This window comes from Ralstonia flaminis (assembly GCF_958415495.1).
GTDB classification, from domain to species: Bacteria; Pseudomonadota; Gammaproteobacteria; order Burkholderiales; family Burkholderiaceae; genus Ralstonia; species Ralstonia flaminis.
Map to the genome: position 1 here is coordinate 17282 of NZ_CATZLL010000001.1, position 24584 is coordinate 41865.

At 63.0% G+C, this 24584-nt stretch carries 22 protein-coding genes; 3 read left to right on the plus strand and 19 right to left on the minus strand.

Annotated features, from left to right (window positions below; genetic code table 11):
* Nucleotides 1-51: 51 nt before the first annotated feature.
* The 19 genes from folC to R2N11_RS00190 all read right to left on the minus strand — a co-directional run bounded on the left by folC (nt 52) and on the right by R2N11_RS00190 (nt 21230).
* Nucleotides 52-1362, minus strand: coding sequence for a bifunctional tetrahydrofolate synthase/dihydrofolate synthase (folC, locus tag R2N11_RS00100; protein WP_316679720.1), 1311 nt, complete (start codon nt 1360-1362; stop codon nt 52-54).
* Nucleotides 1363-1457: 95 nt separating this feature from the next.
* Nucleotides 1458-2330 (minus strand): acetyl-CoA carboxylase, carboxyltransferase subunit beta, encoded by an 873-nt coding sequence (gene accD / locus R2N11_RS00105; protein WP_316679721.1) that lies wholly within the window; start codon nt 2328-2330, stop codon nt 1458-1460.
* Between the two features lie 37 nt (nt 2331-2367).
* Nucleotides 2368-3165 carry a tryptophan synthase subunit alpha gene (gene trpA / locus R2N11_RS00110; RefSeq protein ID WP_316679722.1) on the minus strand — a complete coding sequence of 266 codons (798 nt, stop codon included), beginning with the start codon at nt 3163-3165 and terminating at the stop codon, nt 2368-2370.
* 15 nt (nt 3166-3180) lie between these two features.
* Nucleotides 3181-3999 (minus strand): DNA-methyltransferase, encoded by an 819-nt coding sequence (locus tag R2N11_RS00115; RefSeq protein WP_316679723.1) that lies wholly within the window; start codon nt 3997-3999, stop codon nt 3181-3183.
* Between the two features lie 16 nt (nt 4000-4015).
* Nucleotides 4016-5209, minus strand: a complete 1194-nt coding sequence (trpB, locus tag R2N11_RS00120) for a tryptophan synthase subunit beta (protein ID WP_316679724.1) — start codon at nt 5207-5209, stop codon at nt 4016-4018.
* A gap of 94 nt (nt 5210-5303) precedes the next feature.
* The gene (locus tag R2N11_RS00125) at nt 5304-6005 is read right to left on the minus strand and encodes a phosphoribosylanthranilate isomerase (protein WP_316679725.1); all 702 of its coding nucleotides are present in this window, start codon (nt 6003-6005) and stop codon (nt 5304-5306) included.
* 14 nt (nt 6006-6019) lie between these two features.
* Nucleotides 6020-6844 carry a tRNA pseudouridine(38-40) synthase TruA gene (gene truA, locus R2N11_RS00130; protein ID WP_316679726.1) on the minus strand — a complete coding sequence of 275 codons (825 nt, stop codon included), beginning with the start codon at nt 6842-6844 and terminating at the stop codon, nt 6020-6022.
* A gap of 82 nt (nt 6845-6926) precedes the next feature.
* Nucleotides 6927-9854 carry a FimV/HubP family polar landmark-like protein TapV gene (tapV, locus tag R2N11_RS00135; protein WP_316679727.1) on the minus strand — a complete coding sequence of 976 codons (2928 nt, stop codon included), beginning with the start codon at nt 9852-9854 and terminating at the stop codon, nt 6927-6929.
* 401 nt (nt 9855-10255) lie between these two features.
* Nucleotides 10256-11359: an aspartate-semialdehyde dehydrogenase gene (gene asd, locus R2N11_RS00140; protein WP_316679728.1), complete on the minus strand. Its 1104-nt coding sequence runs from the start codon at nt 11357-11359 to the stop codon at nt 10256-10258.
* 333 nt (nt 11360-11692) lie between these two features.
* A complete protein-coding gene (leuB, locus tag R2N11_RS00145) occupies nt 11693-12763 on the minus strand; it encodes a 3-isopropylmalate dehydrogenase (protein WP_316679729.1) in 1071 nt (356 codons plus the stop codon).
* 29 nt (nt 12764-12792) lie between these two features.
* A complete protein-coding gene (gene leuD, locus R2N11_RS00150; RefSeq protein ID WP_316679730.1) occupies nt 12793-13443 on the minus strand; it encodes a 3-isopropylmalate dehydratase small subunit in 651 nt (216 codons plus the stop codon).
* 24 nt (nt 13444-13467) lie between these two features.
* Nucleotides 13468-14877, minus strand: coding sequence for a 3-isopropylmalate dehydratase large subunit (gene leuC, locus R2N11_RS00155; RefSeq protein WP_316679731.1), 1410 nt, complete (start codon nt 14875-14877; stop codon nt 13468-13470).
* A gap of 225 nt (nt 14878-15102) precedes the next feature.
* Nucleotides 15103-16404 carry a citrate synthase gene (gltA, locus tag R2N11_RS00160; protein ID WP_316679732.1) on the minus strand — a complete coding sequence of 434 codons (1302 nt, stop codon included), beginning with the start codon at nt 16402-16404 and terminating at the stop codon, nt 15103-15105.
* Between the two features lie 121 nt (nt 16405-16525).
* Complete coding sequence (locus tag R2N11_RS00165; protein WP_199030269.1) at nt 16526-16813, minus strand: FAD assembly factor SdhE; 288 nt, start codon at nt 16811-16813, stop codon at nt 16526-16528.
* Nucleotides 16814-16871: 58 nt separating this feature from the next.
* Nucleotides 16872-17573 (minus strand): succinate dehydrogenase iron-sulfur subunit, encoded by a 702-nt coding sequence (locus R2N11_RS00170; RefSeq protein ID WP_199030270.1) that lies wholly within the window; start codon nt 17571-17573, stop codon nt 16872-16874.
* An 18-nt stretch (nt 17574-17591) separates the two neighbouring features.
* Nucleotides 17592-19370: a succinate dehydrogenase flavoprotein subunit gene (gene sdhA, locus R2N11_RS00175; RefSeq protein ID WP_199030271.1), complete on the minus strand. Its 1779-nt coding sequence runs from the start codon at nt 19368-19370 to the stop codon at nt 17592-17594.
* A gap of 3 nt (nt 19371-19373) precedes the next feature.
* Nucleotides 19374-19739: a succinate dehydrogenase, hydrophobic membrane anchor protein gene (sdhD, locus tag R2N11_RS00180; protein ID WP_252684109.1), complete on the minus strand. Its 366-nt coding sequence runs from the start codon at nt 19737-19739 to the stop codon at nt 19374-19376.
* A gap of 10 nt (nt 19740-19749) precedes the next feature.
* Nucleotides 19750-20160 carry a succinate dehydrogenase, cytochrome b556 subunit gene (sdhC, locus tag R2N11_RS00185; RefSeq protein WP_199030272.1) on the minus strand — a complete coding sequence of 137 codons (411 nt, stop codon included), beginning with the start codon at nt 20158-20160 and terminating at the stop codon, nt 19750-19752.
* 257 nt (nt 20161-20417) lie between these two features.
* Entirely contained in the window at nt 20418-21230 is an 813-nt protein-coding gene (locus tag R2N11_RS00190; RefSeq protein WP_199030273.1) for a GntR family transcriptional regulator, read from the minus strand.
* A gap of 355 nt (nt 21231-21585) precedes the next feature.
* Here R2N11_RS00190 and R2N11_RS00195 point away from each other — a divergent pair, with 355 nt between their 5' ends.
* The 3 genes from R2N11_RS00195 to prpB all read left to right on the plus strand — a co-directional run bounded on the left by R2N11_RS00195 (nt 21586) and on the right by prpB (nt 24577).
* A complete protein-coding gene (locus tag R2N11_RS00195) occupies nt 21586-22575 on the plus strand; it encodes a malate dehydrogenase (protein ID WP_021194926.1) in 990 nt (329 codons plus the stop codon).
* 111 nt (nt 22576-22686) lie between these two features.
* Entirely contained in the window at nt 22687-23667 is a 981-nt protein-coding gene (locus R2N11_RS00200) for an HpcH/HpaI aldolase/citrate lyase family protein (RefSeq protein ID WP_199033054.1), read from the plus strand.
* A gap of 13 nt (nt 23668-23680) precedes the next feature.
* On the plus strand, nt 23681-24577 hold the full coding sequence (prpB, locus tag R2N11_RS00205; RefSeq protein ID WP_199033055.1) for a methylisocitrate lyase: 897 nt from the start codon (nt 23681-23683) through the stop codon (nt 24575-24577).
* Nucleotides 24578-24584 lie beyond the last annotated feature (7 nt).

The following is a 24584-nucleotide window of genomic DNA, read 5'->3' on the forward strand; positions in this document are numbered from 1 at the left end:
CTCGGGTCGTCCTGTGACCCGGCGCTGCCCAATGTTGGCAAATGCGCTTGGCTAATGTGCGCGGCGCTTGCGCTCCGCAAGCACACCGGCAACGGTGAAGAACGATCCGAAGACCACGATTCTATCATCCTCAGTCGCACGCTCCATGGCGTTGCGATAGGCTGTGGCGGGATCGCTGAATGTGCTGACGCTCGACTCCTTGCCTGCCTGGAAGCCGGCATCCGTCAGTGCCTGCTCCAGGCGCGCGGCGCTGGCTGCACGCGGCGTCGGCAGATCGGTCAAGCACCAATGATCGACCTTATCGAGCATGTGGCCGAGTACCCCGGCGATGTCCTTGTCCTGCATGGCGCCGAACACCGCGTAGGTGTAGCGGAAGAAACCCATGTTTTCGAGGTTCTGGCCGAGCGCCGCCGCTGCGTGCGGGTTATGCGCCACATCCAGGATCACTGCTGGGCGACCAGCCATGACCTGGAAACGACCGGGCAATGCCACCTGCGACAGCCCCAAACGCACGTCCTGCGCGGAGATAGGCAACCGGTCGCGCACCGACTCCAGCGCAGCCAGCGCCGCCGAGGCATTCAGCAACTGATTCGCACCGCGCAGCGCCGGATAGCCCAGGCTCGGCCAGCGCCGCCCGCGCCCGCTGAAACCCCACTGCTGCTTGTCGCCCTGGAAGTTGAAATCGCGGCCAATCAGCCAGAGGTCTGCGCCAATGGCCTCGGCTTGCTTGACCAGGGAGATGGGCGGCACCGGATCGGAGCAGATCGCCGGCTTGCCCGGGCGGAAGATCCCGGCCTTCTCAAAGCCGATCGCCTCGCGCGTGTCACCCAGGTAGGCCATGTGGTCCAGGTCGACGCTGGTGATGATGGCGCAATCCGTGTCGATGATATTGACCGCGTCCAGCCGCCCACCCAGGCCAACTTCGAGAATGACCGCATCGAGCCCTGCGTTGGCGAACAAATGCATGATCGCCAGCGTGGTGAACTCGAAGTACGTCAGGCTGACCGGCTCGCCGCGGTCGTCACTCAGGCTGCAGCGCGCGCGCTCAACCGCTTCGAAATGCGGCAGCAGCATCGCGTCGGTGGCGATCTCGCCGTTCACGCGGGCACGTTCATTGAAGTCGATCAGGTGCGGCGACGTGTGGCAACCAACCTTGTAACCGGCGGCCAGTAGAATCGCCTCCAGCATCGAGCAGGTCGAGCCTTTGCCATTGGTCCCGCCAACCGTGAAGACGACGGATTTGAACGCCAGACCCAACGCGTCACGCACGCGGCTGACGCGGGCGAGGCCCATGTCGATGCCGACCGGGTGTGCAGTTTCCAGGTGGGCGAGCCAATCGGGAAGGTTGTCGAATGTAGGCATGCGAACGGTGTGTGGCACGGCTTTGTGGAAACCTGCCGCGCAAAAACAAGAAGCGCGGACTCTCGCCCGCGCCTCGGTTCAACAGATGTGGTGCATCAGGCCAGTGCGTCGACCGGTTGCTTTTGCAAGAGCGCCAAAAGTTCGGCGATCTCGCGGCGCATGTTGCGGCGGTCGACGATCATGTCGATGGCACCCTTCTGCAACAGGAACTCGGCACGCTGGAAGCCTTCCGGCAGCTTTTCGCGCACGGTCTGCTCGATCACGCGCGGGCCGGCAAAGCCAATCATCGCTTTGGGCTCGGCAATCACCACATCACCCATGAAGGCGAAGCTGGCGGACACACCACCCGTGGTCGGATCGGTCAGCACGCTGATGAACGGCAGCTTGGCCTCGGCCAGCTTTTGGATCATCGCCGTGGTCTTGGCCATCTGCATGAGCGACAGCAGGCTTTCCTGCATGCGCGCACCGCCCGAAGCCGTCACGCAGATGAACGGCACCTTCTGCTCCAGCGCCATCTGCGCGCCGCGTGCAAAGCGCTCACCCACCACCGAGCCCATCGAGCCGGTCATGAACTCGAACTCGAAGCAGGCCACCACCACTGGCAGCGCATGGATGGCACCACCCAGCACGACCATTGCATCGGTCTCGCCGGAGTTGTCCATGGCGGCCTTGATGCGGTCGGGGTACTTCTTGCTGTCCTTGAACTTGAGCGGGTCGACCGGGAGGATCTCCTGGCCCAGCTCAAAGCGGCCTTCCGCGTCCAGCAGCGCATCCAGACGAGCACGCGCGCCGATGCGCATGTGGTGATCGCACTTCGGGCAGACGTGCAGATTGGCTTCGACGTCGGTGCGGTACAGCACCGACTCGCAGGCCGGGCATTTGACCCACAGGCCTTCCGGAATGCCCTTGCGTTGCGACGGGTCGGTCTGTTGGATCTTGGGCGGAAGCAGTTTGTCCAGCCAGCTCATGCGTGCTCCTTGAATGCGCTCGCGCGAAGAATGTGACTCAGGCGTCCAGCGCCTGGCGGATCTCCGCGATGAAATCAGTCAAGCATTGTACCGCTTGTTCGCGCGGAGCCTCTTCAAGCAATTGCACAATGCGGGATCCGATGACCACCGCATCGGCCACGCCGCCAATGGCACGTGCTGTTGCCGCATCACGGATGCCGAAACCGACACCTACCGGCAGCCGCGCATGCTGGCGGATTTGCGGGATACGCGCGGCCACGCTGTCGAGGTCCAACGTTGCCGAGCCGGTCACGCCCTTGAGCGAGACGTAGTAGATGTAACCGCTTGCCACGCGGGCGATCTGCGCGATGCGCGCCTCGGTGGAAGTCGGTGCCAGCAGGAAGATCGGATCGATGCCGGCTTCGCGCATGGTTTTGGCAAAGCCTTCGCACTCCTCAGGCGGGTAGTCGACCACCAGCACGCCGTCCACACCAGCCTCCGACGCGGCCTTGGCAAAGGCGTCGGCACCCATGCGTTCGATCGGGTTGGCGTAGCCCATCAGCACCACGGGCGTCGTCGTATCGGTGGTGCGGAATGCACGCACGTATTCCAGCACGGTGCGCAGGCCAACCTTCTTGGCGAGTGCACGTTCCGACGCACGCTGGATGACCGGGCCGTCGGCCATCGGATCGGAAAACGGCACACCCAGTTCGATGACGTTGGCGCCGCCCTTCACCAGCGCGTGCATGAGGTCAACGGTCATCTCAGGGTACGGATCGCCCGCCGTAATGAACGGGATCAGGCCCTTGCGGCCCTGTGCGGACAACTGCGAAAAAGTTTGAGCGATGCGGGACATAGGGGGATCGGTTTGTCAGGCGACCTTGATGGTGTCAGGCGCCTCAGATTCAGTCGGTTGGGCAGCAGGCGCGGCGGCATGCACGGCAGCCACACGCTCGCGTGCTACACGGCAATAGTCAGCATTGATCTCGAAACCGGCAAAGCGGCGGCCAAGCCTTGCACACGCCGCAGCCGTGGTGCCGCTGCCCAGGAATGGGTCCAGCACCAGGCCGCCCGGCGGGCAGCTTGCCAGGATCATGCGCTCCACCAGTTCCAGCGGCTTCTGCGTCGGGTGCTCAGCACGCTCCGGGTCTTGCCGGTGCAGACGCGACACGCTCCACACGTCCTTCGGGTTGTAGCCAACTTCCAGCCACTTCTTACCCTCGAAACGCTTGCGGCTGCGCGCCTTCTTCGTCTCGGCGTCGTACGGGATGCGCACGGCGTCGACGTCGAAGTAGTAATCGCGCGAAGCAGCAAAGAAGCCGATGTTGTCGTGCACCGACGAAAACTTGCGCGTGCTGCCGCCCATGCTGGGCACGCGGCGATCCCAGATGATCTCGTTGATCATCGTGAGACGCTGCTTAAGCATCACGAACAGTTCCGGCGCGTATTGCCACGTGCAGAACAGGTAGAGCGAGCCGTTGCGCGCCAGCTTGGGAACCACCGCATCGATCCAGCGTTCGGACCAGGCCAGGTAGGCATCGCCCGACAGCTTGTCGGAGTCGTTGCCGTAGTCCTTGCCCAGCCCGTACGGCGGATCGGCGATGACGAGGTCCACGCTGCCGTCGGCCAGATGCCCGACCCCAGTAATGCAGTCCTCGTTGAAGATGCCGTCGATGGCTCGCTCGGTCATGCGTGTGCCAGTGCCTTTAGAGTTTGATACCGGAGAATTCGGCGACGGTGTGCATGTCCTTGTCGCCACGACCGGACAGGTTCACCAGCAGGATCTTGTCCTTCGGCAGCGTCGGCGCCAGCTTGCAGGCATACGCCAGCGCGTGGCTCGATTCCAGCGCGGGGATGATGCCTTCCATACGGCACAGATCGTGGAAGGACTGCAGCGCTTCCTTGTCGGTGATGGGGACGTACTCCGCGCGGTGTGCATCCTTCAACCAAGCGTGTTCCGGGCCCACGCCCGGATAGTCCAGACCCGCCGAGATCGAATGCGTTTCGATGATCTGGCCGTCGTCATCCTGCAGCAGATACGTGCGGTTGCCATGCAGCACACCCGGCGAGCCCCCGGTGAGCGATGCCGCGTGGCGGCCCGTCTCGATGCCCTCGCCCGCCGCTTCCACGCCGATCAGCTTCACGTCGGTGTGGTCGATGTACGGATAGAAGATGCCCATGGCGTTGGAGCCGCCGCCCACACAGGCGATCACGGCATCCGGCTGGCGGCCGATCATCTCGGGCATCTGCACCTTGCACTCTTCGCCGATCACAGCCTGGAAGTCGCGCACCATCATCGGATACGGGTGCGGGCCCGCCACGGTGCCGATGATGTAGAAGGTGTCGGCCACGTTGGTCACCCAGTCGCGCATCGCTTCGTTCAGCGCATCCTTGAGCGTACGGGAGCCGGACTCTACCGGCACCACGGTCGCGCCCAGCAGCTTCATGCGGTAGACGTTGGCGGCCTGACGGCGCACGTCTTCGCTGCCCATGTAGACGACGCATTCCATGCCGTAGCGTGCAGCGATCGTGGCCGTGGCCACGCCGTGCTGGCCGGCACCGGTTTCCGCAATCACGCGCGGCTTGCCCATGCGGCGTGCCAGCAGCGCCTGGCCGATGACGTTGTTCACCTTGTGCGCGCCGGTGTGGTTCAGGTCTTCGCGCTTGAGGTAGATTTGCGCGCCACCGCAGTGCTCGGTCAAACGGCGCGCGTGATAGATGGGCGACGGACGGCCGACGAAATGCTTCAGCTCGTACTCGTATTCCTTGATGAATTCGGGATCGTGCTGGTAGCGCGCATAGGCGTCGCGCAGTTCATCCAGCGCGTGGGACAGCGTTTCAGCAACGAAGGTGCCGCCGTAGGGGCCAAAGTGGCCGTGGGCGTCGGGCAGGTTGTACATGGCAATCTCTCGGGACGTCCGCCGAAGACACACAGGTCTAAGTCAGCGGAGAAATTCAGGAAGGTGCGAACCGCGAGGGACTGGCCAGAGTGGCTCAGGCTTGTACCGATGCACCCAGGGCGACATCGGCCTCGCGGACCGCACGCACGAATGCGGTCATGCGGGCGTGGTCTTTCACGCCCCGTGCGGCCTCGATCCCGCTGCTGACGTCAACAGCGTAGGGCCGCACGCGCTCAATCGCGCCAGCGACGTTTTGCGCGCTCAACCCACCACTCAAAACGAGCCGAGGAGCGGCGCTTGTTGGCAGCACGGATGGCGATTGCGGAAGCCATTGCGGGGGAATCAGGGTCCAGTCGAAGACGTGGCCGCCACCGCCATATCCCTCAACAAATGCGTCGAGCAGCAGGCCTTGGGCAGCGGCAAACCGATCCGCGAATTCTACCAAATCGGCCCCCGGCTGAACACGCAGGGCGCGCAGCCACGGCAGCCCTACCTTCCCGGCGATCTCCGCACACTGCTCGGGCGTTTCGTCGCCATGGAACTGAAGCAGCGTAAGCGGCACCTGGTCGAGCACGCGGGCGATGTCGTCCGCACTGGCATTAACGAACAAGCCCGTCACGGTGACAAAGGGACCGGCACGGCGGGCCAACTCGGCGGCACGCTCCATAGCAACGTAACGCGGGCTGGGCGGGTAGAACACCAGACCGATGGCATCCGCACCCAGCGCGACGGCGTGATCGACGTCGGCCTGCTGGGTCAGGCCACAGAGCTTGATACGGGTACGGTGCAACGACATGGCAGAAGTGGGATTCACAGGCCAGCGTGCTCGTCGAACACGCCGCGAAACAGGCTGGACGATGCCGAGGACGCCGGCAACGAGAAACCATCAGGATAGCCGACCTCTGCCAGATACAGGCCGTCGGGCATGAACGTGGGCGCAGCAGCCACGCGGCTGCGGGCGGCCAGCACATCGGCCATCCACGATGCCGGCTGACGGCCCCGGCCGATCGAGACCAGGCAGCCCATGATGTTGCGCACCATGTGATGCAGGAAGGCACTGCCGCGAATGCGTACGAACACCCACTCGCCCTCGCCTCGCACTTCCATCGAATACATCGTCTTGACCGGCGACTTCGCCTGGCATTCCGCAGCACGGAAGGAAGAAAAATCGTGCTCACCGACCAGCACCTGCGCTGCGTCGTGCATGGCAGCGACATCAAGCGACTTGCCAGGCGGCAGCATGACGTAGCCGGCCTTGCCCTCCAGCAGCGGCGCACGCGTCGGCCCGAAGGTCAACGCGTAGTAGTACGTGCGGCGATGGGCGGAGAAGCGTGCATGAAAGTCTTCCGGCATCTCCTGCGCCCAGCGCACGGCGACGGTCGACGGCAGAAAGGCGTTGGTGCCACGCACCCACGAGAACGGATCGCGTACGAGCTCGGTGTCGAGGTGCACGACCTGCCCCAGCGCATGCACGCCGGTGTCGGTGCGGCCGGCGACGGTCGTCTGCAGTGGCACGCCGGCAAACTGGCGCAATGCCGCCTCCAGCATGTCTTGCACGGTATTGCCGTGGGGCTGCGATTGCCACCCCGAAAACGCGGCACCGTCGTACTGGATGCCGAGCGCGATGCGCGTCATGCCTTGTGAATCCTCGTGCGGAAAGAAAAACGCCGGCAGGATACCACCCTGCCGGCGCTGGCGATGCTTGAGGCTGGGTCGATCAGCCGATCTGACGCATCAGAGCCTGTGCCTCGGCGTGGAACGACGGATCGCCCAGGTCCAGCACTTCCTGCAGCAGTTCGCGTGCCCCTTCCTTGTCACCGATCTCGATGTAGGCCTTGGCCAGATCGAACTTGATCTGCAGATCGCGCACGCCATCGGCACCATGCTCACCGGACAGCGTGTGCGGCAGATTGGTGTCCAGGCGGATGGCCGATTGCGGTTCATCGTTGGCGACATGTTCGTGCTCAGCGTGATGCGGCTCGGCGTCGAAGTGCATCGGTGCTTGCGACAGATCCGTCGGCTGGGCCCAGGCCGGCAGGCTTTCTTCAACCACGGCAGCCGGAGCAACCGGTGCAGCCTCGGTTGCCGGCGGCGTCGGGTTCAGGTCTAGCGACAGGTCCGACAGGTCCATGTGCATCGGCGGCGCAGACACCGGCTGGTAAGCCTCGCCAGCGTGTGCATTGAACTGCGGCAGATCGATTTCCGGCTCGGCGTGCGGCTTGAACACCTCAGCAGCGTCAGCCGATGCGGTGATCGGGTCGCCAGCGGCCGGGGCCGGGAACGACTCCAGCGGCAGGTCCAGATCGGCCAGGGCCGGGGCCTTGGTTGACGGAGCCGACGGGTCCAGATCCGGAGACAGCGTGGTCCAGTCGTCACCGCGGCGCGTGGTTTCACCCGTCACGGTCGGCTTGAAGGCTTCCGCGGCAACAGCTGCACCCACGCCTGCCAGGGCTGCAGCACCGGCAGCAGCGGCACCTGCGTGGCCGTGCTCGGCATGCACCTCAGCCGCCGGATGCGGCGTGTCACCCTGAACCGTCAGATACAGCGGATTGGCCGGATCGAACTTACGCCCCATCACAGCAGCCTCAGCCCATTCCGGAGAGGCGGCGCCGACTTGCGCCAGCATTTCTTCTGCAATGGTCTGGAAGCCGTGTGCGTCCTGACGATTTGCGTAAATTTCCATCAACTTCAAACGAATAGCTTGGCGCTCCGGATGTTGTTCAAGCGCTTCGCGCAAAATTTCCTCAGCCTGTACATCGCGACCGTAGGCGATATAGACATCGGCTTCAGCAATCGGATCAACTTCATTGCTCTCGTTGCCGCCGCCGATGCGGAAATCCGCACCGAACACGCTGTGCTGCGAGGTATCAACGCTTTGGCCGCCAGCTGCGCCGAACAGCGAGTTTGCACCCGCCATCACGGTGCTTTCCTGCGACAGCAGGCTGTCCTGGAAGCCGTGCGCTTGCTCGGGCTTCTGCTGGCGACGGCGATACACTGCCAAGCCGCCCAGGAGCGCCACCACCACCGCACCCAGGCCCAGGGCCATCGGGTTACCCAACACGGACGAGAGGAATGATTCTTCTGCAATCGGTGCCGGCGGTGCCACCACGACCGGCGCCTTCTTCGGCACAGCAGCCGGAGCCGATGCAGCAGCAACCGGTGCGCTAGCCGCTGCCTGCGGGGCCGAGGCCGCAGCCACCGGTGCAGACGCAGCCTCTGGCGCGGATGCTGCTGCGGCAGTTGCCGAGGCAGCCGGTGCGGCGTCTGCCGGTGCGGCAGTGGACGGTTGAGCGGCTTGCTGAGCCGGTGCCGGCGTGGACGATGCAGCCGCCGGAGCCGGTGCGTTGGCAGCCGCTACAGCAGGTGCCGCCGTTGCCGGCGCAGCGCCCGCAGCCGGCTTGGCTGCACTGGCGGCCTTGGCCAACTCGGCGTTCTTCAATTCCACCAGACGTTGCATGTCGGAGAGGTTCTTCTCCAATTGGGCAACGCGCGATTCCATGTCCTTGAGCGCACGCTCCTTGGCAACGAGTTCTTCGTCACGGGCGGCAGCGTTGGCTTTGCCCGTGCGATCGGCCTTCGACAGGCGCAGTTCATCACGGCCGCTGGCAGCCGGCGTCGCCTGATCCTGCACGCGGGCCGACACGCTGCCGCTTTGCTGGCGGGACGAATCGGTATCGGTGGCGGCGTTGGCTTCAGCGGCGGTTGCCAGGCGATTGCGATAGCCGGCAAAACCGGAAGTCTGCGCGACCACCTCGCGGCGTGCTTCACGCGGCGAGACCTTCTGCGCATCCGCCTGCGACGGCACCTTCAGCACCGAACCGGTACGCAGACGGTTGATGTTGCCGCCGATGAAGGCGTTGGGGTTATTGCGGTACATCGCCAGCAGCATCTGGTCGAGCGACACAGCGTCCTGGCCTTGCGAGGCGGTCGATGCGATGTCGTACAGGCTGTCGCCGCGCTGCACGGTATACGAACCGCCCGGCGTAGCATCCGGCGCCGAAGCAGCGGGAGCGGCCTGCTGCGGGCGCGCAGCCTGACGAGTTGCTGCACGCGGCTGACGTGCCGGCGCAGTTGATGCAGACGCCGTAGCCGCCGGGGCTGCAGCTTGCGGCTGAGCGGCCGGTGCGGGCGCGGCAGACTCAGCGGTGCCAGGCGTCGTAGCCTGCACCACCGGCGTCGGTGCGAAATTCTGTGCGGTATTGCTGGAGCCCACCGGGTCCAGCAGGAAGGTATAGGCGCGCGAAACGTGGCCGCTGGCCCAGTTCAGGTCGAGCAGCACATCAACAAACGGCTCGGCGACGGGCTGGGTGGAACGCAGGCGCACCACATAGTTGCCGTTCGACTGGCGCTCCAGCGATGCACGCAGCGAGGAAACGATCGGGTTGTAGGTTAGACCGGCGCGCGAATAGGCATCCGGAGCAGCCAGCTTGGCGACCAGGTTTTGCGCCTCTTCGGGCGTCACGCCGGTCAGATCGATTTCGGCCTGCAGCGGCTGACCAAGGCTGGAACGCACGTGCAGCGCGCCGAAACCGGCTGCGTGCGCTGCGGGCTGGATCAGCAGCAGGCTTGCCGCAGCAATGGCGACGGCCGACCAGCTAGGACTGCGATGGGACGATTCTCTCCGGCGGTATTGGCTCACCCTCACCTTCGACTCCGTTATCTTTTAATGTGCAAACGAACTTAACATCAACGAGTTAGCGCAGCAAGTTCACTCAAAAGGTGAAAAGCTGAAGCATCGAACCGCCGTCGATTTTTATCAAAACGACACAATTGACGAGATTCTGAAGCATTCGACGTACCCCCCGGAATGCGAATGCTTCGATGTGGCACCAACTCTTCCCCGTGCCTGTCCACCCCACGAATGGGTGGCCGGCTGTCTTGCCGCAATTCTGGCCGCTATTGTGTACCAACGTTACAGCCCGTGGGCATCCAGATGGCACAACGCCGCGCAGGCCGCGCGGCGTTGGTGGAAAAAGCGCACTTTCTGTTGTCAGGCAGCAACGACAATCGTCGTAGCCGGACCCGACAACGAATGCAAAGCCGGGGTCACTTACCCAGCAGGATGCGCAGCGTACGACGCAGCGGCTCGGCGGCACCCCACAGCAGTTGGTCGCCGATCACGAAGGCACTCACATATTCCGGCCCCATGTTCAGCTTGCGCACGCGGCCCACACCGATTTCCAGACCGCCGGTAATGGACGCCGGCGTCAGCTCCTTCTCGGTGATGCTGCGGTCGTTCGGGACCCACTTCACCCACGGATTGCCCGAGCGGATGATCTGCTCGATCTCTTCGAGCGGCAGGTCGCGCTTGAGCTTGAGCGTGAGGCCCAGGCTGTGGCAGCGCATCGCGCCGACGCGCACGCACAGGCCGTCGACCGGGATCGGCTGAGCGTTGCCCAGGATCTTGTTGACCTCGGCCTGGCCCTTCCACTCTTCCTTCGACTGGCCGTTGTCGAGCTGCTTGTCGATCCAGGGGATCAGGCCACCCGCCAGCGGCGCCGGGAAGAACTCGGTCGGCACATCTTCGCGGATGGTCTTGGCGACCTTGCGATCGATATCCAGAATGGCGGACGCCGGGTTGGCCAGTTCGTCAGCCACCGCGCCATGAATCACGCCCATGCCCTTGAGCAGTTCGCGCATGTGGTTCGCGCCACCGCCCGAAGCGGCTTGGTAGGTCATCGAGCTGACCCACTCGACCAGGCCTTCGCGGAACAGACCGCCCACGCCCATCAGCAGGATGGAGTTGGTGCAGTTGCCACCGATGAAATTCTTGGTACCCGCCGCCACCGCGTTCTTGATCAGGCCCAGGTTGACCGGGTCCAGCACGATCACCGCGTCGTCTTCCATGCGCAGCGTCGAGGCGGCGTCGATCCAATAGCCGTTCCAGCCAGCGGCGCGCAGCTTCGGGAAAACTTCGGTGGTGTAGTCACCGCCTTGGCACGTGATGATCGTGTCGCAAGCCTTGAGCGCTTCGATGTCATTGGCGTCAGCCAGGGGCGCATCCGTCTTGGCGAATGCAGGCGCCTTGCCGCCAGCGTTACTGGTGCTGAAAAACACCGTATCGATCAGGTCGAAATCCTTTTCTTCCTGCATGCGCTGCATCAGCACGCTGCCGACCATGCCGCGCCAACCGACGAGACCTACCTTCATGATGTGGAACCCTTAGTGATTTTCCCCGCCTCGTGCGCCCGGCGGTGACCGCGCGGGGAAGGCAGGCGGACACGACCGGACGATCTACGAGATCGTTTTTTTCGTAATGGTTTTGGTGGTCGTGCGAATCTCGACAGTCGCAATGCGTGCGCGTGCGGCAGCGCCCGTGGCAGCGATTGCCAGGGTGCCCAGAATGCCGAAGAGAAGCGCGGTCGAGATCATTCGTAAAAATATACACGAATTAGCGGAGTCACAATGCACTGCAACATGCGTCCGCCGAAAAAAATACAGTTGCGGCGCCTCAAGTGACGACGCCGCAACGTATCTTGCAACTTACAGGGCAGCCAGCACGGCTTCGCCCATCTCCACCGTGCCGACCTGCTTGCAGCCCGGCGTCAGGATGTCGCCCGTACGGTAGCCCTGGGCCAGCACCTTCTTGACGGCGTTCTCGATGCGGTCGGCCTGCTCAGCCTTGCCCAGCGAGTAGCGCAGCATCATCGCCGCCGACAGGATCGTCGCCAGCGGGTTGGCAATGCCCTTGCCCGCGATGTCCGGCGCCGAACCGTGCGACGGCTCGTACAGGCCCTTGTTGTTCGCATCCAGCGACGCCGACGGCAGCATGCCGATCGAACCCGTCAGCATGGCAGCCTCGTCCGACAGAATGTCGCCGAACATGTTGCCGGTGACGATCACGTCGAAGTTCTTCGGCGCCTTGACGAGTTGCATGGCCGCGTTGTCTACGTACATGTGCGACAGCTCGACTTCCGGATACTCCTTGTGCACATCGGTGACGATGTCCTTCCAGAACTGGAACGTCTCCAGCACGTTGGCCTTATCGACGCTGCACAGCTTCTTGCCGCGCTTGGCGGCGGCCTGGAAGGCGACGTGCGCGATGCGGCGGATTTCGGGCTCGCTATAGCGCATGGTGTCGAAGCCTTCGCGTGCGCCTGCGAACACGCCGTCCGGTGCTGCACGCACGCCGCGCGGCTGGCCAAAGTAGATGTCGCCGGTCAGTTCACGCACGATCAGGATGTCGAGACCGGACACGATCTCGGGCTTCAGGCTCGATGCGCCGGCCAGTTCCGGATAGCAGATCGCCGGACGGAAGTTGGCGAACAGCTGCAGGTGCTTGCGCAGGCCCAGGATGGCCTGTTCGGGGCGCAGTTCGCGCGCCAGCGTGTCGTACTTCCAGTCGCCTACGGCGCCGAACAGGATGGCATCGGCCTCCTTGGCGAGCTTGAGCGTGTCTTCCGGCAGCGGATGGCCCTGGGCTTCATAGCCGGCACCACCGACGGGCGCAAATTCCATCTCGAACGACTCGCCGAGTGCATTCAGCACCTTGACGGCCTCGGCCACGATTTCCTTACCGATGCCGTCGCCCGGCAACACTGCAATCTTGGTCATGCGTATGTCCTTGTTGTTCTGTGGTCAGCTCAGCCGACGAGCTTGTGGGCAAGCCACGGCATCTTCGCCAGGCGTTGAGCTTCGTAGGCCTTGATCTGGTCTGCATAGCGCAGGGTCAAGCCGATGTCGTCAAAGCCATTCAGCAGGCAGTACTTGCGGAACGCCGTGACGTCGAACGGATACGCCGTACCGCCCGGCGTGATGACGACCTGCTTATCCAGGTCCACCGTCAACTGATAGCCGGGGAATGCCAGTGTCTCGTTGAACAGATGGTCGACTTGCGACTCCGTCAGCACGATCGGCAGCAGGCCGTTCTTGAAGCAGTTGTTGAAGAAGATGTCCGCAAAGCTCGGCGCGATGATGGCGCGGAAGCCGTACTGCTGCAGCGCCCACGGCGCGTGCTCACGCGAGCTACCGCAACCGAAGTTCTTGCGTGCCAGCAGCACCGACGCACCGTTGTAGCGCGGCTGGTTCAGCACGAAGTCCGGGTTCAGCGGACGCTTGCTGTTGTCCTGGCCGGGCTCGCCGACATCCTTGTAGCGCCATTCGTCGAACAGGTTCGGGCCGAAGCCCGTGCGCTTGATCGATTTGAGGAATTGCTTCGGGATGATGGCGTCGGTGTCGACGTTCTCGCGGTCGAGCGGGGCCACGAGGCCGGTGTGGATGGTGAATTGTTCCATGATCGTTGTTCTCCTTCCTACCGCTCAGGCGAGCTTGCGCACGTCGACGAAGTGACCTTCCAGCGCGGCCGCAGCGGCCATCGCCGGGCTCACGAGGTGGGTGCGGCCACCTGCGCCCTGACGGCCTTCGAAGTTGCGGTTGGACGTGGATGCGCAGCGCTCGCCCGGATCGAGGCGGTCAGCATTCATCGCCAGACACATCGAGCAACCCGGCTCACGCCATTCAAAGCCTGCCGCCTTGAAAATCTTGTCGAGCCCTTCGCGCTCGGCCTGTTCCTTCACGAGGCCCGAGCCCGGCACGACCATCGCCAGTTTCACATTGGAAGCAATGCGCTTGCCCAGCTTCTGCACGACCCACGCGGCAGCGCGCATGTCTTCGATACGGCTGTTGGTGCACGAGCCGATGAAGACCTTGTCGATGTTGATGTCGCTGATGGCAACGTTCGGCTGCAGGCCCATGTATTCCAGCGCGCGCTCCATGGCGTTGCGCTTATTCGGGTCTTTTTCCTTGTCGGGGTCCGGCACGCGGTCTTCAATGCTGACCACCATTTCCGGTGACGTGCCCCAGCTCACCTGCGGGCGAATCTCTTCGGCACGCAGTTCGACCACGTGATCGAAATGGGCACCGTCATCCGAATGCAGCGTGCGCCAGTAGCCCACAGCCTGCTCCCACTCCACGCCTTGCGGCGCGAATGGACGGCCCTTGATGTATTCGAGCGTCACGTCATCCACGGCGACCATGCCGGCGCGTGCGCCGCCTTCGATCGCCATGTTGCACACGGTCATGCGCCCTTCCATCGACAGCGCGCGGATGGCCGAGCCGCCAAACTCCATGGCGTAGCCCGTACCGCCTGCGGTGCCGATCTTGCCAATGATGGCGAGCACGATGTCCTTGGCGGTGCAGCCGCGCGGCAGCGTGCCTTCCACCTTCACGAGCATGTTCTTGCTCTTCTTGGCGAGCAGCGTCTGCGTGGCAAGCACGTGTTCGACTTCCGACGTGCCGATGCCGTGCGCCAGCGCGCCGAATGCGCCGTGCGTGCTGGTGTGCGAATCACCGCAAACCACCGTCATGCCCGGCAGCGTTGCGCCCTGCTCCGGCCCGATCACGTGCACGATGCCCTGACGCTTGTCGTTCATCTTGAATTGCGTGATGCCATAGCTGTCGCAGTTGGCATCGAGCGTATCGACCTGCAGCTTGGAGACCGGATCGGCAATACCGTGCGAGCGGTCGGTGGTCGGCACGTTGTGGTCCGACACAGCCAGGTTGGCGCTGATGCGCCACACCGGACGCTGCGCAATCTTCAGGCCTTCGAACGCCTGCGGGCTCGTCACTTCGTGCAGCAGTTGGCGATCGATGTAGAGCACGGTCGTGCCGTCATCTTCGGTATGAACGACGTGATCGTCCCAGAGTTTGTCGTAGAGCGTCTTGGCCATGATGCGATCCGTGCACAACGCGCTCCGATTTGAGAGTCGAGGCGGTTACGCGAGCAGTTTCGTGGGGGAGTGATCGATTATGCCACCCGGTGCATTGCGCACCGGACGTGACTGGCGAAAGGGGGTTTCGTCATTTCGCGAAAGCTCGTCCGGGCAATCTTCAGGCGACAAAAAACCCCGCCGGTTTCCCAGGCGGGGTTTCTGCACAGCGTGTTACCGAGCAGCTTAGCGCTTATCGATCGCCGGCACTTCGCGCGTGGCGGCGCCGTTGAACAACTGACGCGGACGGCCGATCTTGTATTCCGGATCGGTGATCATCTCTTCCCACTGCGAGATCCAGCCCACCGAACGGGCCAGCGCGAAGATACAGGTGAACATCGAAGTCGGGATGCCCAGCGCGCGTTGCACGATACCCGAGTAAAAGTCGACGTTCGGGTACAGCTTACGGCTGACGAAGTACTCGTCTTCCAGCGCGATCTTTTCCAGTTCCATGGCGAGCTTGAACAGCGGGTCGTTGTGCAGGCCCAGCTCGTTCAGCACTTCGTGGCAGGTTTCGCGCATCAGCTTGGCACGCGGGTCGTAGTTCTTGTACACGCGGTGGCCAAAGCCCATCAGGCGCACGCCGCTGTTCTTGTCCTTGACCTGCTTGATGAACTCCGGAACCTTGTCGACCGTGCCGATTTCTTCCAGCATGTTCAGCGCGGCTTCGTTCGCGCCGCCGTGCGCCGGGCCCCACAGGCAAGCGATACCAGCAGCAATGGCGGCGATCGGGTTCGTGCCCGACGAGCCAGCCAGGCGCACCGTCGAGGTCGAAGCATTTTGCTCGTGGTCTGCGTGCAGGATGAAGATGCGGTCCAGTGCCTTTTCCAGCACCGGATTCACCTTGTAGTCTTCACACGGCGTGGCAAACATCATGCGCATGAAGTTGCCGGTGTACGACAGGTTGTTCTGCGGGTAGATCAGCGGTTGGCCGATGTTGTACTTGTAAGCCATGGCCACCAGCGTCGGCAGCTTGGCGATCAGGCGAATCTGCGAAATCTCGCGCTCGCGCGGGTCGTTGATGTTGGCGGCGTCGGGGTAGAACGCGCTCATTGCACCGACCAGGCCCGTCAGCACGGCCATCGGGTGAGCGTCACGGCGGAAACCGCGCAGGAAGAACTGCATCTGCTCATGCACCATGGTGTGATTCGTCACCACATGGTTGAACTCTTCCTTCTGCTTGGCGTTGGGCAGTTCGCCCTTGAGCAGCAGATAGCAGATTTCCATGAAATCGCACTTGCTAGCCAGATCGTCGATGGCGTAGCCGCGGTACAGCAACTCACCTTTATCGCCGTCGATGTAGGTGATCTTGGAATTGCACGACGCAGTCGACATGAAGCCGGGGTCGTACGTGAACTTGCCCGTCTGACCGTACAGCTTGCGGATGTCGATCACGTCGGGCCCGACCGTGCCCTTGTAGATCGGCAGCTCAACGCTGGGCGAGCCATCGGAAAACGATAGGGTGGCTTTCACTTCGGACGGCGTCATGTCGGTTTCCTTTCTGCTGTTTATGAAAATGAATACGGGAGACTCCCGCCAGACGGATCGCACTGTGCCGTGGGGGGCGGCTTGACCGATTCGTCTTGCGGCAACCTCTCGTGCGCCGGTGTCAGACCGAACGCAGCAAGGTCAGGACGTGCTGGATTTGCGGCACGTCGAGTTCGCCCTCCGGCTCCTTGCGTGCAAGCAGGAGATCCATCAGGTCGTTGTCAGGCAGATCAAACAACTGCGAGAGTGCGGCAACGTCATCATCTGACAGTTCGGTCTCATAGCGGTTGAAGAAGCGCTCGACGATGATATCGTTCTCCAGCAAACCACGTCGGGCACGCCAGCGCAGACGCGCGCGCTTATGCGGATCGGATTGGTGAGAGAACGTTGGGGTATTCACAGCGGTCATGCTTCTCAAAAGACGCGTCGCCGGAAAACCGCTCCGGCGACGCTGGGTGCCTTGCGATTTACACCGCGCGGCGCACCATCAGTTCCTTGATCTTACCGATGGCCTTGGTCGGGTTCAGACCCTTCGGACACACATCGACGCAGTTCATGATGGTGTGACAGCGGAACAGGCGATACGGGTCCTCGAGGTTGTCGAGGCGCGCGCTGGTCGCTTGGTCGCGGCTGTCGGCGATGAAGCGGTAGGCCTGCAGCAGGCCGGCCGGGCCGACGAACTTGTCCGGGTTCCACCAGAACGACGGGCACGACGTCGAGCAGCTCGCGCACAGAATGCACTCGTACAGACCGTCCAGCTCTTCACGCTCTTCCGGCGACTGCAGACGCTCCTTTTCGGGCGGCGGCTCGTCGTTGATCAGGAACGGCTTGATCGAGTGGTACTGGTTGAAGAAGTGCGTCATGTCGACGATCAGGTCGCGCACCACAGGCAGCCCCGGCAGCGGACGCAGCACGATCTTCTCGGGCAGTTCACGCATGTTGGTCAGGCAGGCCAGACCATTCTTGCCGTTGATGTTCATGGCGTCGGAGCCGCACACACCTTCGCGGCACGAACGACGGAACGCAATCGACTCATCCAGCTTTTTCAGCTTGACCAGCGCGTCGAGCAGCATACGCTCGTGACCGTCGAGTTCAACCTCGTAGGTCTGCATGCGGGGCGCTGCGTCCTTGTCCGGATCGTAGCGATAGACTTCAAAAATACGCTTCATTTTTGTGGGTCCTTCCGGTTAGAACGTACGGGCCTTGGGCGGCACGCTTTCCACCGTCAACGGCTTCATCGTCACGGGCTTATATTCCAGGCGGTTGCCTTCGCTGTAGAACAGCGTGTGCTTGAGCCAGTTTTCGTCGTCGCGGTTCGGGAAATCGCTGTGGGCGTGTGCGCCGCGCGATTCCTTACGGGCAGCAGCCGACACCATCGTGGCCTTGGCCACTTCCACCAGATTGGCCACTTCCAGCGCTTCGACGCGCGCGGTGTTGAACACCTTGGACTTGTCCTTCAGGTGGATGTTGGCGCCACGCTCAGCCACTTCCATGATGCGCTGGACGCCTTCGTCCATCAGGGCTTGTGTACGGAACACGCCGGCGTGCGACTGCATGTTGCGGCGGATGTCGTTGGCAACGTCCTGTGCGTACTCGCCCGAGCTCGACGAATCCAGCTTGGCCAGGCGCGACAGCGCACGGTCTGCAGCGTCTGCCGGCAGCGGCTTGTGCTCGCGGTTCTTCAGGTTCTGCGCAACGATGTGGTTACCTGCCGAACGACCGAACACCACCAGATCCAGCAGCGAGTTCGTGCCCAAACGGTTGGCGCCGTGCACCGACACGCAAGAGCATTCGCCGATCGCGTAGAAGCCGTTGATGACTTCGTTCGGATTGCCGTTCTTCGGTGCCACAACCTGACCGTGATAGTTGGTCGGGATACCGCCCATCTGGTAGTGGATGGTCGGCACAACCGGAATCGGTTCCTTGATGGCGTCCACGTTAGCGAACTTCAGGCCAATTTCGCGAATGGACGGCAGACGCTTCATGATGGTCTCGGCACCGACGTGCGTCAGGTCGAGCAACACGTAGTCGCCGTTCGGGCCACAGCCGCGGCCTTCCTTGATTTCCTGGTCCATCGAGCGCGACACGAAGTCACGCGGTGCCAGATCCTTTAGCGTCGGAGCGTAACGCTCCATGAAGCGCTCGCCATCCTTGTTACGCAGGATGCCGCCTTCGCCACGCACGCCTTCCGTAATCAGCACGCCCGCGCCGGCCACGCCAGTCGGGTGGAACTGCCAGAATTCCATGTCTTCCAGCGGCACGCCAGCGCGCGCTGCCATGCCCAGACCGTCACCCGTGTTGATGAAGGCGTTGGTGGAAGCGGCGTAAATACGGCCAGCACCGCCTGTGGCGAACAGCGTCGTCTTGGCTTCGAGGATGTAGACCTCGCCAGTTTCCATTTCCAGCGCGGTCACGCCCAGCACGTCGCCATCCTGGTCGCGGATCAGATCCAGCGCCATCCATTCGACGAAGAAGTGGGTCTTGGCACGCACGTTACGCTGATACAGCGTGTGCAGCAGCGCGTGGCCGGTACGGTCAGCAGCAGCGCAAGCACGTTGCACCGGCTTCTCGCCGTAGTTCGACGTGTGACCGCCGAACGGACGCTGGTAGATGGTGCCATCCGCGTTGCGGTCGAACGGCATGCCAAAGTGTTCCAACTCATAGACCACGTTCGGCGCCTGGCGGCACATGAACTCGATCGCATCCTGGTCGCCGAGCCAGTCGGAACCCTTGATGGTGTCGTAGAAGTGATAGTGCCAGTTGTCTTCGCTCATGTTGCCCAGCGAAGCACCGATACCGCCCTGCGCCGCCACGGTGTGCGAGCGGGTGGGGAAAACCTTCGAGAGCACGGCCACCGAGAGGCCGGCTTCTGCGAGTTGCAGCGATGCGCGCATGCCCGCGCCGCCTGCACCGACGATCACGACGTCGAACTTGCGACGCGGCAGACCCGTCTTGACTGCGACCATGACTTAAACCCTCCAGAGAATCTGAGCTGCGTAGCCCGCACAACCGACGAGCCACAGAATCGTCAACACTTGCAGCGTCAAACGCACTGCCACGGGCTTCACGTAGTCCATCCAGATGTCACGCACGCCAATCCAGGCGTGATACGTGAGCGACAGGAAGGCCAGGAACGTCAGCAGCTTCATCCACTGGTTGGCGAACAGGCCAGCCCAGCTTTGGTACGACGTGTCTTTCGACAGCAGGAACGCGGCCAGCAGCACGATGGTGTAGACCGCCATGATCACGGCGGTGACGCGCTGCGCGAGGAAATCCTTCAGGCCGTAGTGCGCGCCAACGACGAGGCGCTTGGGACCAATATTGTTATTTGCCATCTGGAGCTCCTCAGAACAGGCCGAACAGCTTGGCGCCGAACACGACGGTCAGCAGCAGGCTGACGATCAGCACGCTCACGGCCGACTTGGCCGAAGTGGCCTTGTCGATGCCGACATGCAAATCGAGGAGCAGATAGCGGATGCCGGCACAGAAGTGGTGCAGGTAAGCCCAGATCAGCGCGAGGACGACCACCTTGGCGAAGCCGCTAGACAGAAGCGCCGTGAATTTGGCGAAACTGATTTCCGACGTGAGACTTTGCTCGAGCAAATACAACACGAACGGAAGAAGAAGGAACATCAGTGCACCGCTGGCACGATGCAGGATGGATACCTTACCGGCCCAGGGCAAGCGGTAGCGGGCGAGATCGCCCAAACCGATGTTCCTGAATTCCGGTCTGGCTTTCTTGACGGCTTCTGCCATGTCAGACCCCATTGGCTAATCAACTAACAAAACTGCTTTGCACAAATCCGCACGATTCTATCGCGCTTTTGTTGCGCAGCGCACCAATAATTCCACTCGGCGCGCTCCACTTTTGTGCTTCCTGCCCTCGCCTGCCAGTGGCGTGATGCGCGGGCGATTATCCTTTGTACACAGCCCTCGTGACGCGCAATACGCCGTTGCGCGCCCCACAAATCAATACGCCGCCGGCCTGCAGAAGCAGTCCCGACGGCGCGTCGTCAACTCAGCTCGTTCTGGTAGTAGTGCCGCGTCGTGACGTACAGGCCACGGCGTAGCTCCACCGGCTTATCGCCGAACGTATGCGACACACGCTCCACCGACAGCAGCGGCGATCCGGCTTGCACCGACAGCAGCTCGCCCGTGGCCGCATCGGCCGCCACGGCACGAATGCGCTCGGTCGCGCGCAACATGCGCACGCCAAATTCCGCCTCGAAGAACGCGTACATCGGCCCCTTCCATTCGGTCAGCTTTTCAGCCGTCAACCCCTTGAAGCTTGCGCCCGGCAGCCAGATCTCTTCAAACACGGTCGGCTCGCTGGAGAAGAACAGCACGCGGCGGATCTGCACAACACTGTCGCCAGCCTTGAGATCGAGCAGACGGGCAATCTCGGCGGGTGCGCGCATGCGCTTGCACTCCAGCACGCGACTGCTCGGGTAGTGCTGCTCGCCCTGCTCCGGCATCAAACGCAGGAAGCGGAACTGCACACCCTCTTCATAATGCGTGGTGACGAACGTACCCTTGCCCTGCCGGCGCGCCACTAGGTTCTCGGCAGCCAGCTCGTCGATCGCCTTGCGCACGGTGCCCTGGCTCACCTTGTAGCGGGCGGCCAATTCCATTTCGCTGGGGATCATTTCGCCCGGCTTCCATTCACCGGCTTGCAGGCTCTGCAGGATCAGCGTCTTGATCTGCTGATACAGCGGGCTGAACGTGGGCGATCCAGCCCCAGCGCCCGCAGACGCGGGCTGCGTGCCAGCCTCGCCGCCATTGGATGGCGGCACGACGGCGGATTGAGGGCTGGATGTACTCGACATAACTGGCGATTTCACCACAAAAGCCTCAAACGCGTCCAGCCCGTTTATAGAATGTCTTATGTCTTATATAAGACAGAAGATTAATTGACTTTCGAACGAGGCCAGCCCTACACTCGCGCCTGTTCCGGACGACGGGCTTCGCACTTGCGTCGGCAGGCTTCAAGATCCATCGCAAGGGTGTTTCCACTTCGTCATGCGGACGCAGTAAACTGCGAGGCTCTTGCCTAATCCGAGCCGACCGCCCACGAGGCGCCGACCGTTGCCGGCAATGCCTGCGAGGCTGCACCGACATCCCGCCAGGATGCCCCGCCGCGCGCAGTGCGATCCGCTTTTCACACCCATTTGGAGAGTTCTCATGGCAAAAGCACCCATGCGCGTCGCAGTGACCGGCGCCGCTGGTCAGATCGGTTACGCCCTGCTGTTCCGTATCGCGTCCGGCGAAATGCTGGGCAAGGATCAGCCCGTCATCCTGCAACTGCTGGAAATTCCCGATGAGAAGGCCCAGAAGGCGCTCAAGGGCGTGATGATGGAGCTCGACGACTGCGCGTTCCCCCTGCTGGCCGGCATGGAAGCCCACTCCGACCCGATGACCGCGTTCAAGGACGTGGACGTGGCCCTGCTGGTGGGCGCCCGCCCCCGCGGCCCGGGCATGGAGCGCGCGGACCTGCTGTCGGCCAACGCCCAGATCTTCACGGCGCAGGGCAAGGCACTGAACGCCGTCGCCTCGCGCAACGTCAAGGTGCTGGTGGTCGGCAACCCGGCCAACACCAACGCCTACATCGCCATGAAGTCGGCGCCGGACCTGCCGCGCGAGAACTTCACCGCCATGCTGCGCCTGGACCACAACCGCGCCCTGTCGCAGATCGCCGCCAAGACCGGCAAGCCGGTGTCGAGCATCGAGAAGCTGTTCGTGTGGGGCAACCACAGCCCGACGATGTACGCCGACTACCGCTACGCCACGATCGACGGCAAGAGCGTCAAGGACATGATCAACGATCCGGTGTGGAACAACGATGTGTTCCTGCCGACCGTTGGCAAGCGCGGCGCCGCCATCATTGAAGCGCGTGGCCTGTCGTCGGCTGCCTCGGCAGCTGGCGCCGCCATCGACCACGTGCGTGACTGGCTGCTGGGTTCGAACGGCAAGATCGTCACGATGGGCATCCCTTCGAACGGCGACTACGGCATCCCGCAAGACGTGATGTTCGGTTTCCCGGTCACGACCGCCAACGGCAAGTACGAAGTGGTCAAGGGTCTGGAGATCGACGAGTACAGCCAAGGCAAGATCAAGATCACGCTCGACGAGCTGGAAGGCGAGCGCGCAGGCGTGCAGCACCTGCTGGGCTGAAACGCATGATCTGACGAAAAACCGGAGTGGATCGGCAACGAACCCTCCGGTTTTTTTGCACCTAAAATCACGGCGCAGTGCAGTAAGCGCCACTCAAACCGGTACCACGCAGTGCACCCCACCGAGGTTTTGTTCCAGGACGACGACGCTCCGGCGCAATTGCCGGTTTGCGACCACTATGCGGGCGCAGAGAAGCTGATGCGCAAGTCGCTTGCTCTGCAACAAGCCCTTGGCCCTGTCTTCGATATCACGTTCGACTGTGAGGATGGCGCCGCAGTCGGCCAGGAACGCGCCCATGCCGAACTGGCCGCCGCGCTCATCAACAGCGACGACAACCGCTTCAACCGCGTGGGTGTCCGCATCCACGATCCGAGCCACGACGCGTGGATGCAGGATGTCGACATCCTCGTCGGCCTTGCCGGCAGCCGCCTCGCCTACGTGACCGTGCCCAAGGTGCGCGACGTGGTGGAGGTGGCCCGCGTGACCGATCGCGTCAATCAGGCCGCGCGTGCAGCCGGCATCGCGCGACACCTGCCGATCCACGTACTGATCGAAACGCACGGCGCGCTGGCGCAGGTGTTCGACATTGCCTCGTTGGTGCAGGTGGAATGCCTGAGTTTCGGGCTGATGGATTTCGTGTCTGCGCACAACGGTGCAATTCCGGGCGCGGCGATGGGCTCTCCGGAGCAGTTCGAACATCCGCTGATCCGCCGCGCGCTGACCGATATTTCCGCCGCGTGCCATGCCCACGGCAAAGTCCCGTCGCACAACGTCAGCACAGACATCAAGCGCCCGGACCGCGCCGGCGCTGATGCCGCGCATGCCCGCAATGCATTCGGCTATCTGCGCAAGTGGAGCATCCATCCGGATCAGATCGGGCCCATCGTTTCTGCGTTCCGGCCGTCGCACGAAGAAGTGACACAGGCAGCCGCCATTCTTGCGGCGGCACAGGACGCGTCATGGGGCCCGATCCAGCACGACGGCCGCCTGCATGACCGCGCAAGCTACCGCTACTGGTGGACTGTGCTGCAACGTGCGCACACGACCGGCGTCGACATACCGCCTGAAGCTGCCGCGCGCTTCTTCGGCTAAGAGGAGATTCGCCATGACCGACACCGCCCAAGCCAGCGCAGGCGCCCGCTTCCGCCAGGCCCTGATCGAAGAATCGCCGCTGCAAGTCGTCGGCGCCATCAATGCCAACCATGCGCTGCTGGCCAAACGTGCCGGCTATCGCGCGATCTACCTGTCGGGCGGCGGCGTGGCAGCCGGCTCGCTAGGTCTGCCGGACCTGGGCATTTCCGGCCTGGATGACGTCCTGACCGACGTGCGCCGTATCACCGACGTGTGCGACGTACCGCTGTTGGTGGACGTTGACACGGGTTTTGGCGCTTCTGCCTTCAACGTGGCGCGCACGACCAAGTCGCTCATCAAGTTTGGCGCCGCGGCCATGCATATCGAAGACCAGGTCGGCGCCAAGCGCTGCGGCCATCGCCCCAACAAGGAGATCGTCTCCCAGGACGAGATGGTCGACCGCATCAAGGCCGCCGTTGACGCGCGCACCGATGCCAGTTTCGTCGTCATGGCCCGCACAGACGCGCTGGCCGTCGAAGGTTTTGACCGGGCGCTCGAACGCGCCGTGGCCTGTGTAGAAGCGGGCGCGGATGCGATCTTTCCCGAGGCGATGACCGATCTGTCGATGTACCGCAGGTTCGTTGACGCTGTGAAGGTACCGGTGCTCGCGAACATCACTGAATTTGGCCAGACGCCGCTGTTCACGCGCGACGAGCTGGCCTCGGTAGGCGTGTCGATGATCCTGTATCCACTGTCGGCCTTCCGTGCGATGAACAAGGCAGCAGAACATGTCTACGCAGCAATTCGCCGCGACGGGACGCAGAAGAACGTGGTCGACACGATGCAGACGCGCATGGAACTGTACGACAGCATTGGTTACCACGAGTACGAAGCCAAGCTGGACGCGCTGTTTGCGCAGAATCGCGGCTGACGATCGC

Bases quoted from the DNA above. Each gene is read 5' to 3' on its own strand.
- folC (WP_316679720.1), bottom strand. From the start codon at position 1,362: ATGCCTACATTCGACAACCTTCCCGATTGGCTCGCCCACCTGGAAACT.
- accD (WP_316679721.1), bottom strand. From the start codon at position 2,330: ATGAGCTGGCTGGACAAACTGCTTCCGCCCAAGATCCAACAGACCGAC.
- trpA (WP_316679722.1), bottom strand. From the start codon at position 3,165: ATGTCCCGCATCGCTCAAACTTTTTCGCAGTTGTCCGCACAGGGCCGC.
- R2N11_RS00115 (WP_316679723.1), bottom strand. From the start codon at position 3,999: ATGACCGAGCGAGCCATCGACGGCATCTTCAACGAGGACTGCATTACT.
- trpB (WP_316679724.1), bottom strand. From the start codon at position 5,209: ATGTACAACCTGCCCGACGCCCACGGCCACTTTGGCCCCTACGGCGGC.
- R2N11_RS00125 (WP_316679725.1), bottom strand. From the start codon at position 6,005: ATGTCGTTGCACCGTACCCGTATCAAGCTCTGTGGCCTGACCCAGCAG.
- truA (WP_316679726.1), bottom strand. From the start codon at position 6,844: ATGACGCGCATCGCGCTCGGCATCCAGTACGACGGTGCCGCGTTTTCG.
- asd (WP_316679728.1), bottom strand. From the start codon at position 11,359: ATGAAGGTAGGTCTCGTCGGTTGGCGCGGCATGGTCGGCAGCGTGCTG.
- leuB (WP_316679729.1), bottom strand. From the start codon at position 12,763: ATGACCAAGATTGCAGTGTTGCCGGGCGACGGCATCGGTAAGGAAATC.
- leuD (WP_316679730.1), bottom strand. From the start codon at position 13,443: ATGGAACAATTCACCATCCACACCGGCCTCGTGGCCCCGCTCGACCGC.
- leuC (WP_316679731.1), bottom strand. From the start codon at position 14,877: ATGGCCAAGACGCTCTACGACAAACTCTGGGACGATCACGTCGTTCAT.
- gltA (WP_316679732.1), bottom strand. From the start codon at position 16,404: ATGACGCCGTCCGAAGTGAAAGCCACCCTATCGTTTTCCGATGGCTCG.
- R2N11_RS00165 (WP_199030269.1), bottom strand. From the start codon at position 16,813: ATGACCGCTGTGAATACCCCAACGTTCTCTCACCAATCCGATCCGCAT.
- R2N11_RS00170 (WP_199030270.1), bottom strand. From the start codon at position 17,573: ATGAAGCGTATTTTTGAAGTCTATCGCTACGATCCGGACAAGGACGCA.
- sdhA (WP_199030271.1), bottom strand. From the start codon at position 19,370: ATGGTCGCAGTCAAGACGGGTCTGCCGCGTCGCAAGTTCGACGTCGTG.
- sdhD (WP_252684109.1), bottom strand. From the start codon at position 19,739: ATGGCAAATAACAATATTGGTCCCAAGCGCCTCGTCGTTGGCGCGCAC.
- sdhC (WP_199030272.1), bottom strand. From the start codon at position 20,160: ATGGCAGAAGCCGTCAAGAAAGCCAGACCGGAATTCAGGAACATCGGT.
- R2N11_RS00190 (WP_199030273.1), bottom strand. From the start codon at position 21,230: ATGTCGAGTACATCCAGCCCTCAATCCGCCGTCGTGCCGCCATCCAAT.
- R2N11_RS00195 (WP_021194926.1), top strand. From the start codon at position 21,586: ATGGCAAAAGCACCCATGCGCGTCGCAGTGACCGGCGCCGCTGGTCAG.
- prpB (WP_199033055.1), top strand. From the start codon at position 23,681: ATGACCGACACCGCCCAAGCCAGCGCAGGCGCCCGCTTCCGCCAGGCC.